The sequence below is a fragment of the Agrobacterium sp. P15N1-A genome (assembly GCF_044626815.1).
GTDB lineage: Bacteria > Pseudomonadota > Alphaproteobacteria > Rhizobiales > Rhizobiaceae > Agrobacterium > Agrobacterium leguminum.
The window spans coordinates 378,451-390,249 of record NZ_JBIUPF010000004.1; the positions used below are offsets into that span (position 1 = coordinate 378,451).

Below are 11,799 nucleotides of genomic sequence, written 5' to 3' on the forward strand. Positions count from 1 at the left end.
TCCTTAACTGATCGTCAGGCACAGACGCTGGGCTGCGATGGGGATGAGAATGCGATAGATCACCGGCGGCCAGGACTGGCGAAGGCGGGCATCGTCGATTGTTATGGCTTCGATGGCGGGTTCTCCTGCACCTTCGCAGGCTATCTCTCCCAGCCCCGCAAAGATCAGCCGACCCGGCGTGACAATGGGCTTTTCGGCAGCCATCAGCGACAGAACCGCCTCCTGCCCGCCCTGATAGTCGTCAACGATTTCCACATGGCTGCCACGCAGCAGTCGGACGCGGCGGCGATAGTGCTCAACACGCGCCACAGGGGGATAGGCCCCGGCTATATCGAAAGAGACTTCCGCCTGCTCTTCAGAGAATTCTGTCACAAAATCTCTCGCCGCAAACTCTGCCCCGGCAGCCTGCATGATCCCGCCGAAAGTCGGCAGATTGTGAAAGGCCGATTGCATCGTCCAGATCTCGTAGCGCTGCGGCGAGAAGGTTTTTGCGGTGTAGGTCTCCACCCCGACATCGATGATGAACGGGCGGCCGTTCTTATAAAGCGTGAAACTGCCGACATCGTTGTGGTTATGGCTCTCGCCATTATTGCCCGCCTTCACGGCAAGATCGAAGACCCCGTCGCGGGCAATCGCCAGACCGATACCTGGATAGGCGATATCGGTCTTTGCCGGTTGCGCCGGAACAGGCCCGGACAATTCCGGGACGGCAAGCACCGCCTGGACCCGATACCAGAGGTTCCACTCCTTGCACATCAGCCGGTCCGAGGAGCGGTTCCAGCAGGCGGCAGCGAAAGCCTGGAGTGGCGGCGAAGAAACGGCCTTGCCGAAAAGATATTCCCGCACGCCGGATGTCTCAACCTTCGCCGGCGCATCGGCGAAGTTGAAGAACCGGTCTTCCGCTACGTGCATGTTGAGAATGAATTCGGCCATGCTGCGCAGCTTCGGCGCATGAAAGAGCGGCGCCATGGAGCCGGGCGCGGAGGCTTCGAGAATGCTCATCGCTCCGAACAGGCAAAGTGCCGCGTGGCCATAATAAAGAACGCCCTCTTCGCAGGCGCCGTCTTCCGCATAATCCTTCTGAAACGCATCGAGACTCTTGAGCGCCTTTTCCACGACCGAACGTCTCGTCGACTGGTCTGTGGGCAATAGCAGGGTCGAGAGAAGGACGTTCTGAGTGATCCAGGCCGTCCAGTTGTTCATCCGCTCGTCGCCATTTCCCACCCACCAGAAATGCCGGGCGAGATAGGGCTTTGTAGTGCGCCTGTCGATCTCGGCGCGGACGCGGGAAACAAGGTTTGCATTTGCCCTTTCCAGTTCCGGTGCCAGCAAATACAGGCACAAAGCGAGGTTGGCGCCCGTTTCGGCGGCGAACAGGTCGATCACCGGGTTTTGCGGATCGGGCAGAGGATCTCGCGGGCCGCCGCGAATATGGGAATTATGGGCGGGCAATTGCCAGCCGCTCTCCTCGCATATCAGCCAAAGACCATCGATGATGGCATCGAGAAAGCGGCCCTGCCCCTCGGCGCATTCTCCAAGAACCAGCGCGTTCAGCTTCAGTCGTCGGGAAAAATAAAGCGCCTCGAAACGATCGCGATTGCCGGTGCGGCTATATTCCCGGTAGTCGCCCGCCAGAATGACGGACCAGGGCTCGTCAAGCGTCTGTTCCGCCGCCTCGATGAGACTACGGGAAACCGCGCCCGGTGCTGAAGACCGAATTTTCTGTGCCGTCAGTTCCGCGCCGAAATCGGCGAACCGTTCCGGCAGGAGCCGCATCATTTCGACAAACACGCCCTCAAACCTCCCGCGCGTTCCGCAATCCGATATGGGCCTCCTATCATACGTATTTTTGAAAAACCAGAAAATTTGTCTGACTTTATGCAAAGTTGTTTGACCAATATCGATATTGTGTTATCCAGAGCGCGGGAGGCGGCAGGGCGAAGACCCGGACCGCAATGGAAAATGCAGGCAGCCGACACCGACGAAACAGTGAAGCGGCGTCAATGGGAGATATGCTGTGGCAATCGCAACCGCGACCATGTCCGACAAGCAGGCGACTCCGTATCGCAGAAAAAAACTCCGCATCGTCTCCAAACGGCGGCGCAGAATAGAAAATGCGCTCGTCGCCTATTCCTTCATTGCGCCCAATTTTCTCGGCTTTGCGATTTTCACGCTCGGACCGATCCTCTTCGCCTTTGCGCTGGCCTTCATGCATTGGGATGGCTCCAATGCCATGCGTTTTGCCGGTCTCGATAATTTCTGGCGACTTTTCGAGGACAGGGCCTTCATCGCGGCCTTCTGGAACACGGTCATCTACACCGTCGCGTCGGTGCCGGCCACGCTTGCCTGCGCGCTCGGCCTTGCGATCCTGCTCAACCAGAAAATCCTCGGCCGCAATTTCTTTCGCACGGCCATGTTCTTTCCCTATGTCGCATCGCTGGTTGCCGTGGCCGTCGTCTGGAACATGATTTTCAATCCGGAGATGGGTCCGGTCAACATGCTGCTCTATACGTTCGGCCTCGATCCCGCCGACATGCCGGGATGGGCGGCGGACCGACACTGGGCCATGGTCACGGTCATTCTCTTCGGCGTGTGGAAGAGCATGGGTTATTACATGGTCATCTATCTCGCCGGACTGCAGGGCATCAATTCGGAGCTTTATGAAGCAGCAGGGCTGGATGGCGCCAATGCCTGGCAGAAATTCATCCACGTTACCCTGCCGCAGCTTGCGCCGACGACCTTTTTCGTGACCGTCATGCTGACGATCCAGTCCTTCAAGGTTTTCGATCAGGTCTATATGATCACGCAGGGCGGCCCCGGCACTTCGACGCTGGTTCTCGTCTATCACATCTACAATGAGGCCTTCATCTCCTGGGATCTCGGCTATTCCAGCATGATCGCCCTCGTCCTGTTCTTCCTCGTCTTGCTGGTCACCGTCGTCCAGTTCAAACGGCAGCGGGAGGATTGATCCATGCGCATCATGGGCCGCAAAATCCCCGCCGCCAAAATCAGCATCTATCTGACGGTGATCGTCGTCACCATCGTCATGCTTCTGCCCTTCGCATGGATGCTGTCGGCGTCGCTGAAACTCAGCCGCGACGTCTTCGCGTTTCCGATCGAGTGGATACCCTCGCAGCCGCGCTGGGAAAACTACGTGGAAATCTGGACGAAAATCCCTCTGGCCCTATTCATCTACAACACGTCGAAGCTGACGATCATCGTCACCTTGCTGCAATTGCTGACCTCAAGCTTTGCGGCCTACGCCTTCGCCAAGCTGCATTTTCCCTACAAGAACACGCTGTTTCTCGGCTATATCGCCACCATCGCCATGCCCTGGCAGGTCTATATGGTGCCGCAGTTTCTGCTGATGCGCGAATTCGGGCTCAACAACACCCATCTCGCCCTGATTTTCCTGCAGGCCTTCACCGCCTTCGGCGTTTTCCTGATGCGGCAGTTCTACATGTCGATCCCGAACGAGCTTTGCGAGGCGGCGCGCATCGACGGCATGAACGAATACCAGATCTGGGCGAAGATCATGCTGCCGCTTTCCAAACCGGCGCTTTCCACCTTGACGATTTTCACCTTCGTCACGACCTGGAACGACTTCATGGGTCCGATGATCTATCTCACCAAGACCGAGCTGAAGACCATCCAGATCGGCCTGCGCATGTTCATTTCGCAATATTCGGCGGAATACGGATTGATCATGGCCGCCTCGGTCGTGGCGCTTGTCCCGGTTCTCGTCGTTTTCCTGGCATTGCAGCGCTTCTTCGTCGAAGGCGTCGCCTCCACCGGCCTCAAGGGTTGATTTCATGCTCGATTTGACCACGTCCCTCCCAACCCCGATCACAGACGCCGAAATCGATGCGGCGCTGGCCGTGGCCGTCGCGCAGGTCAGGCGCAACCTGCCGCAATTTACCTATGCGGCGCAGAACCATTCGAGCGTGAATAACTTTTACCCGGCAGTCGCCAACGACCAATGGACCGCCGGTTTCTGGCCGGGCCAGATATGGCTCGCCTTCGAGCACACCGGCGACAGGACCTTTCAGCATGCGGCGCAAATTCAGGTACAGAGTTTCCTGCACCGTATCGAAAACCGCATCGAGACCGATCACCACGATATGGGCTTCCTCTATTCGCCCTCCTGCATCGCCGCATGGAAACTGGTGGGCGATGAGGATGGAAGACGCGCGGCGCTGATGGCGGCGGACCAGTTGATGGAGCGGTTCCAGCCGGTCGGGCAATTCATCCAGGCCTGGGGCCGCAGGGATAATCCCAACGAATATCGTTATATCATCGACTGCCTTTTGAACCTGCCGCTGCTTTATTGGGCGAGCCGCGAAACAGGCCGGGAAGACTACCGCACCGTGGCGCTTGCCCATGCCCGCACCACGCTTGCCCATTCCGTCCGGCCGGACGATTCCACCTATCATACATTTTACATGGACCCGGAGACCGGCGCGCCGGTGCGCGGTGTCACAAAACAGGGTTACAGCGATGAGAGCTACTGGGCCCGCGGACAGGCCTGGGGCATTGCCGGCATGGCCATTTCCTATCGATACGAGCGCCTGCCCGCCTATCGCGACACCTTCGAACGGCTTCTCGCCTTCTATCTCAAACGCCTGCCCGACGATCTCGTACCCTATTGGGACCTGATTTTTGCGGATGGCGATGGTGAACCGCGCGACAGCTCGGCGGCGGCCATCGTCGCCTGTGGCCTCCTGGAAATGGCGGAGCTGGAGACGCCGGAAAAGGTGGCGGAATATCGCGATCTGGCAAGGCGCATGGTGAAAAGCCTCGCCGATATCTATTCGGTTCGCGATCCCGCGATCTCCAACGGGCAGCTTCTGCACGGCACCTATTCCAAGAAGACGCCCCATAATACCTGCCGGGGCGAAGGCGTCGATGAGTGCGTCTCCTGGGGCGATTATTATTATCTGGAAGCGCTGATCCGGCTTTCGCGCAACTGGTCTTCCTATTGGTGAGCGCGAGGAACAGATGGCTAGCATTTCCCTGAAAAAACTCAACAAGACCTTCGGCGCGCTCAAGGTGGTTCACGATATCGATCTGGATATTGCCGACAAGGAATTCATCATTCTGGTCGGCCCTTCCGGATGCGGAAAATCCACGACGCTCAGGATGATCGCCGGGCTGGAGGAAATTTCCGGCGGCGAGTTGCGCATTGGCGAGGACGTGATGAACGATGTCCCCTCGAAGGATCGCGACATCGCCATGGTGTTCCAGAATTATGCGCTTTACCCGCATATGACGGTCTACAAGAACATGGCCTTCGGTCTGGAACTCAGAAAGGCGCCGCGCGATCTCATCGACACCAAGGTCAAGGATGCGGCGAAAATTCTCGACATCACCCATCTCTTGAACCGCAAGCCGAAAGCGCTCTCCGGCGGCCAGCGGCAGCGTGTCGCGCTCGGCCGGGCCATGGTGCGCAATCCGGAAGTCTTCCTGCTCGATGAGCCGCTTTCCAATCTCGACGCCAAGCTGCGCGGCACCATGCGTTCGGAAATCTCCAAATTGCACAAGCGGCTGGACGCCACCTTCATATACGTCACCCACGATCAGGTGGAAGCCATGACCATGGCGGACCGCATCGTGGTGATGAAGGACGGGCATATCCAGCAGGTGGATACGCCGCAAAATCTCTACGACCGGCCGATCAACATGTTCGTTGCGGGTTTCATCGGCGCGCCGCAGATGAACATGCTGCCAGTCACGCTGCGCCGCGACGGCGACCGCTTCGCCGCCCTGTTCGACGGCAATCCGCTGCCTCTACCGGCTGATATCGATGCCGGGCGGCTGCGATCTTACGAGGGAAAGGACATCATCCTCGGCATCCGCCCGGAAAATTTCCACGAATTCGCCCCGGCGGATATCGATGCCGCCAATGTCGCACCCTTCCGGGCGGCGGTGGAACTGGCGGAGCCGATGGGATCGGAAGTGCATCTCAACCTTGTCTCGGGCGGCAGAAACCTCGTCGCACGCGTCTCACCGCGTTTCAGGGCGAAGATCGGCGATCCCGTCGAACTGGTGGCCGATCTGACAAATGCACAGCTTTTCGATCCCGCCACCGAGCGATCGATCCTTTATTGAGGCGACGGGGAGAAACGCGATGCAATGGCTGGAAGGGTTATGGACGAAGGAAGGGGCCGGGATCGACAAGAACGCCCCGCCGCTGACCGGCCTTGCCCTGTTCCTCGATATCATCAAGCGCGAATGGTGGGAGATGGTGAAGCTCAATCTCCTCTTCATCATCGCCAGCCTGCCGGTGGTGACGATGCCGGCGGCGATGCTGGCCATGGCCCGTGTCTCTGTTTCCTTCGCAAATGACGAGAATACCTACCTGCTGCGCGACTTTCTCGAGGCCTTGCGGAAATTCGCCCTGCGCGGCACCGCGCTTGTGGTTTTAAGCGCGCTGCTGGTGAGCGCCGGTGCTTATGCGACTGTCAGCTATGCCGGGGCCGCCCGGCTTCAGCTCGCTTATAGCCTTCCTTTTGCGATCAGCCTGGCGGTCACGCTGTTTCTCATCCTCCTCAGCGCCTATGCCAGTGTTGTTCTGGCCAGGCGGGACCTGCCGCTTTCGGAAACCCTGCGGCAGGCGGCGTTTCTGGCGCTCACCAGGCCATTGCCGATGCTTGCGGCGCTGGGTTTCGTCGCAGCGCTCTGGCTCGCGCATGTCCTCTTTTATCCGGTGTCGGTGTTCATGCCGGCCACCATCAATTTTTCGCTCGGCATGTTTGCCCTCTGTTTCGCAGCGAAAAACGCTGCTGCGAAAACACGCGCGCGGATACCCGAACCGGCGGGGAGCGGCACTTAAGCAGACCAAAATCAAAACGACATCAGTCAGGGAAGGAGAAACGGGCTATGGAGTTTAAGACAACCAGACGTGCATTCGCTCTCGCAACCGCCGGTCTCGGCATTGCCATGGGCATGGGAGGAACGGCGTTCGCTGCGGGCGATGCGCCCGTTACGCTAAAATGGGCGCTGTGGGATCTGGACAAGGGCGCTTATTTCAAGCCCCTGATGGAGGCTTACAAGCAGAAGCATCCGAATGTGACGTTCGAAGTGGTGGACCTCGGCTCGCAGGACTATACGCAGATGATATCCACGCAGCTCACCGGCGGCTCCAAGGATATCGACGTCGTCACCATCAAGGATGTTCCCGGCTACGCCAATCTGGTGCGCGCCGGCAACATCACCGATCTCAGCGGCTTCATCAAGGACCAGAAAATCGAGACGGCCCCCTATGGCGGCCTGATCGAGGAACTGACCATCGACGGCAAAATTTACGCCCTGCCGTTCCGCTCGGATTTCTGGGTGGTCTATTACAACAAGGATATTTTCGACAAGGCCGGCGTGCCTTACCCCACCAACGACATGAGCTGGGCGCAGTTCGATGAAATCGCCGGCAAGCTGAAAGGCGGCATGGGCGCCAACCGCACCTATGGCGCGTTGCTGCACACCTGGCGTTCGACGGTGCAGCTGCCCGGCATTCAGGACGGTAAGCACACGCTGGTGGACGGCAATTATGAATTCCTGAAACCCTGGTATGAGCGTGCACTTGCCCTGCAGAAAAGCGGCGCGATACCGTCCTACGCCTCGCTGAAAACCTCGAACACCCATTATTCCGCGCTGTTCTTCAATGGAACGATCGGCATGTTGCCCATGGGCACATGGTTTGTCGGCACCCAGATCGCCAAGGTGAAATCCGGCGAGTCGAAAAGCGTAAACTGGGGTATCGTGAAATTCCCCCATCCGGATGGTGTGGCGGCCGGCGCGACGGCCGCGCAGATTGCCGGATTGTCGGTCAATGCCAATTCCGGCCACAAGGAAGCGGCGCTGGACTTCATCCACTTCGTGACCGGGCCTGAGGGTGCGGCGATCATCGCCTCCACCGGCACTTTCCCTGCGCTCAGAACCGATGATGTGGCCGAGAAGATCGCGGCGCTGCCGGGCTTCCCGCAGGACCAGAACAGCAAGGATGCGCTGCAGGCGGGCAAAGCCTATCTGGAAATGGCGGTCAATCCGAATGCGGCCAAGATCGAAGTCGTCCTGAACCGCGTGCATGATGCGCTGATGACCGACAATATCTCGATCGATGACGGCATCAGGGACATGAATGACGGCGTCAAGGCCATCAAATAATTGCCACAGGGCCGCGGGCGGGAAGCCTGCGGCCCTTTCCTTTGATCATGAATTCCGGACATTCGTAACCGTGCCTCACGAGACCGCCACAGCCAATCCGCTCTTTCACAATCCGCTTCTCGGCAGGGACGATCTCGCAAAGGCGGTGATCGATCTCTTCAACCCGCTGCTTGCCTGTTTTTCACCGGGCGGCGCGCGTGTGCGGCTTGGAGCAACGGGGGCCATTTTCGATTTTCCTGCGGCGGAACTGGAGGGTTTTGCCCGACCATTATGGGGCATCGTTCCACTTGCCGCCGGCGGTTATGACTTTCCCCACTGGGATCTCTACAGGCGTGGACTGGCCAATGGCGCCAACCCCGCCCACCCCGAATATTGGGGCGACACGGCTGATCGGCACCAGCGGCTGGTCGAACTGGCGGCGATAGGATTTGCGCTCGCCATGGTTCCCGAACATATCTGGGAGCCGCTTGCCGAAACGGACAGGCAGGCTGTCGTCGCCTATCTTCTCGCCGCCCGCGAGCGGGAATTCGTCGACAATAACTGGAAATTCTTCCGTGTTCTGATCGATCTCGGGCTGGAGCGGGTCGGCGTGGAATTCGACCGGACCAAAACCCAAACCTATCTCGATGAACTCGAGGCTTTCGATATCGGCAACGGCTGGTATCGCGACGGGCCGGTGCGCCGGGTCGACCATTATATTCCCTTCGCCATGCATTTTTACGGCCTGATCTATACGGTGCTGGCAAAAGGTGACGACACGCGAAAAACACGCTTGCTCGAACGCTCGCGCATTTTCACCCGTGACATACGCCACTGGTTCGGGCCCGACGGGGCGTCGCTCGCCTTCGGGCGCAGCCAGACCTACCGTTTTGCGGCGGGCGGTTTCTGGGGCGCTCTTGCCTTTTCCGGTCTGGAGGCGCTGCCGTGGCCGGAGATCAAGGGCTATTACATGCGCCATATCCGCTGGTGGTCGAAGCGGCCGATCGCGGACCGCGACGGCGTCCTGTCGGTCGGATATGGCTACCCAAATCTTCTGATGAGCGAAAGCTACAATTCTCCCTGCTCGCCCTATTGGGCGCTCAAATTTTTCCTGCCGCTGGCGCTGCCCGCCGATCACCCGTTCTGGACTGCGGAAGAGGCCGAACCGCAGGAATTTGCCGAACCGGTTCCCTTGGCGGAGCCCGGCATGGTGGCCTTTCATACGCCGGGCAATATCGTTGTCCTTTCCTCCGGGCAGCAGCACGACAGGATGCGCGGCGCGCAGGAAAAATATTCGAAATTCGTCTATTCCACCCGTTACGCCTTCAATGTCGAGGCGGATGACCGGCATTTCGCCGCCGCGAGTTTCGACGGCATGCTCGGCCTTTCCGACGATGGCGTGCACTTCCGCACCCGCGAGACGATGGAAGAGGCGTTGATCGCCAAAGACTGCCTCTATTCCCGCTGGCGGCCATGGGCGGATGTCGAGATCGAGACCTGGCTCGTGCCGCAAAACCCCTGGCACATAAGGCTGCACCGCATCCGCACCCCGCGCCCGCTGCAGACATCCGAAGGCGGATTTGCCATAGAACGCGCCGATTTCAACCGCGACCGCACCGAGGCGAGTGAAGGTCGCGCCGTCTGTTACGGACAGACTGACACCAGCCTCATCGCCGATCTTTCGGCTGACATTCAGCGCGAAGGCGTGTGCCATCAGGCAATCGCCAATACCAACCTCATTCACGCCAGGACCCTCGTTCCGCAATTGCGCGGCGCCATCGCCTCCGGCGAAACGCTGCTGGTGACGGCGGCCATGGCACTGCCGGCAGGTAAAGAAGCAGGGGCCGCATTGGGTGTCTTCCCCGAAAGTCCCGATCTCCCGAGGCTGGAAGAAATGTTCAGGCGGGAGGGGCGACGCGTTCCCGCCTATGCTCTCGATGAAAACCGCGCAGGCTGACGGAGATGACCGACGACACACCGGGTGTTTCCCAGAGACCTGATCGACTGAACATCCTGACCTGGGAGCGGAAGCAGGAGGATATCGCCAGCCTCAACCATCAGACACGGCTGCGTGGCCTCGAGCGCTCTGCCAACGCCGTTTTCGGGCAGGGCGTGTACATTGCCGACAAGGCGGAGGTGCATACCGACAGGCTATTGATGGGTGCGCAGTCGTGGATCGCCGGTTACGCAATCGTGCGCGGTGATATCGAACTCGGCGAGAATGTCTCGATCAACCCCTATGCCTGTCTTTCCGGTAAGGTGACAATCGGCAATGGCGTACGCATCGCCTCACATGTCAGCATCGTCGGCTTCAACCATGGTTTCGACGACATTGAAACTCCGATCCATCGCCAGCCGCTGACCTCGCTCGGGATAAAGATCGGCGACGACGTCTGGATCGGCGCCAATGCGGTTGTGCTGGATGGCGTGAAGATAGGGCGCGGCGCTGTTATTGCCGCAGGCGCGGTGGTGGCGAAGGACATTCCCGCCATGGCCATTGCAGGCGGCGTTCCCGCCCGGGTTCTGCGATATCGCGGAGAAAAAGCGGCCGCGCCGAAGCTGACAAAGCCCGATGGCCTGCTGCAAGAACTCGGCAAGGAGATTGTCAACGACTGGCTTGCCGCCATCCGCTCCTATGGCGAGGATGGCATCTATCGTTCCGCCGATGCATCCGGACGTGAGGTCGAAAGCGTCAGGCATCTGTGCGATGCCATCGAGATCGCAGCAGCCTTCGGGCAAGAAAAGATCGCTTTCGATGCCGGAAAAACGGTCGTCAATCTTCAGGCCCTGCAGGATCGGGAAACGGGGCTGTTTCTTAACCGTCACCACCGCCCCTCGACGCCTCCCGAGAAGGACCCTGCTGTCCTCTATAATATTCTGGCTGTCGGATATGCGCTTGAATGTTTCGGTGCTGCGCCGAAACAGCCGATCGCTTTCGTGGAGCGTCTGCGCGCCGAAGAACTCATCCTCCTGCTGGAAGAATTGCCATGGCAAAGCCGGGCATGGCATTGCGGCGCCACCATAGACGCCATTGCCACCGCGCTTTATTTCAACAGGCGCTATTTCACATCCGGCGACAACCTCACCGTTCTCTTCGGCTGGCTGGCGATGAATGTGGATAAAACCACCGGGCTTTGGGGTGAGCCGACTGCCGCACAGGGCCTGCTGCAACCGGTTAACGGTTTTTACCGGCTTAGCCGCGGCTCTTACGCACAGTTCGGCCTGCCCGTCCCCTATCCGGAAGCAACAATTAACTCCGTTATCGCCAATTATCGTGCCTATGGCGGTTTCCATGGCGCGGATTTTAATGCCTGCAACCTGCTCGATACGATCCATCCGCTTCTTCTATGCCTGAAACAGACGGACCACCGGCAGGACGAGGCGAAGGAAATCGCCCGCGAAATTCTGCACCGAAATGAGGGACGCTGGCAAAGGAACAGGGGATTCGCCTTCGCGGAGGGACATCCGGCCGGGCTGCAGGGCACGGAAATGTGGATGTCCGTTCTCTGGCTTGCAGCGAAGCTTCTCGATGCGGAACATCTCCTGCCGTTCCGACCTCGAGGCATCCATCGCTTCGAGCCTGCGGAAATCGTCCGTGGCCTGATTGCCCGCTCTAAATCTCCGGTATAGGTTTCCGACACTCTTTTGAAAGCTTTCAAA

General features: G+C 59.1%; 9 protein-coding genes. 8 read left to right on the forward strand and 1 reads right to left on the reverse strand.

Annotated features, from left to right (window positions below):
• Positions 1 to 3: 3 nt before the first annotated feature.
• Entirely contained in the window at positions 4 to 1,791 is a 1,788-nt protein-coding gene (locus ACIK7D_RS16790; RefSeq protein WP_400156859.1) for a heparinase II/III family protein, read from the reverse strand.
• Between the two features lie 247 nt (positions 1,792 to 2,038).
• Here ACIK7D_RS16790 and ACIK7D_RS16795 point away from each other — a divergent pair, with 247 nt between their 5' ends.
• The 8 genes from ACIK7D_RS16795 (at position 2,039) to ACIK7D_RS16830 (ending at position 11,769) form a co-directional block, all read left to right on the forward strand.
• Complete coding sequence (locus ACIK7D_RS16795) at positions 2,039 to 2,968, forward strand: carbohydrate ABC transporter permease (protein WP_400156934.1); 930 nt, start codon at positions 2,039 to 2,041, stop codon at positions 2,966 to 2,968.
• Between the two features lie 3 nt (positions 2,969 to 2,971).
• Positions 2,972 to 3,808 (forward strand): carbohydrate ABC transporter permease, encoded by an 837-nt coding sequence (locus ACIK7D_RS16800; RefSeq protein WP_135397017.1) that lies wholly within the window; start codon positions 2,972 to 2,974, stop codon positions 3,806 to 3,808.
• A 4-nt stretch (positions 3,809 to 3,812) separates the two neighbouring features.
• Positions 3,813 to 4,985 (forward strand): glycoside hydrolase family 88 protein, encoded by a 1,173-nt coding sequence (locus ACIK7D_RS16805; RefSeq protein ID WP_400156860.1) that lies wholly within the window; start codon positions 3,813 to 3,815, stop codon positions 4,983 to 4,985.
• Positions 4,986 to 4,998: 13 nt separating this feature from the next.
• Entirely contained in the window at positions 4,999 to 6,108 is a 1,110-nt protein-coding gene (locus ACIK7D_RS16810) for an ABC transporter ATP-binding protein (protein ID WP_400156861.1), read from the forward strand.
• A 19-nt stretch (positions 6,109 to 6,127) separates the two neighbouring features.
• Complete coding sequence (locus tag ACIK7D_RS16815; RefSeq protein WP_400156862.1) at positions 6,128 to 6,832, forward strand: DUF624 domain-containing protein; 705 nt, start codon at positions 6,128 to 6,130, stop codon at positions 6,830 to 6,832.
• A gap of 47 nt (positions 6,833 to 6,879) precedes the next feature.
• Positions 6,880 to 8,160, forward strand: coding sequence for an ABC transporter substrate-binding protein (locus tag ACIK7D_RS16820; protein ID WP_080819601.1), 1,281 nt, complete (start codon positions 6,880 to 6,882; stop codon positions 8,158 to 8,160).
• Between the two features lie 70 nt (positions 8,161 to 8,230).
• Positions 8,231 to 10,096, forward strand: a complete 1,866-nt coding sequence (locus ACIK7D_RS16825; protein ID WP_400156863.1) for a DUF2264 domain-containing protein — start codon at positions 8,231 to 8,233, stop codon at positions 10,094 to 10,096.
• A 5-nt stretch (positions 10,097 to 10,101) separates the two neighbouring features.
• On the forward strand, positions 10,102 to 11,769 hold the full coding sequence (locus tag ACIK7D_RS16830; protein ID WP_400156864.1) for an acyltransferase: 1,668 nt from the start codon (positions 10,102 to 10,104) through the stop codon (positions 11,767 to 11,769).
• The last annotated feature ends 30 nt before the right edge of the window (positions 11,770 to 11,799 follow it).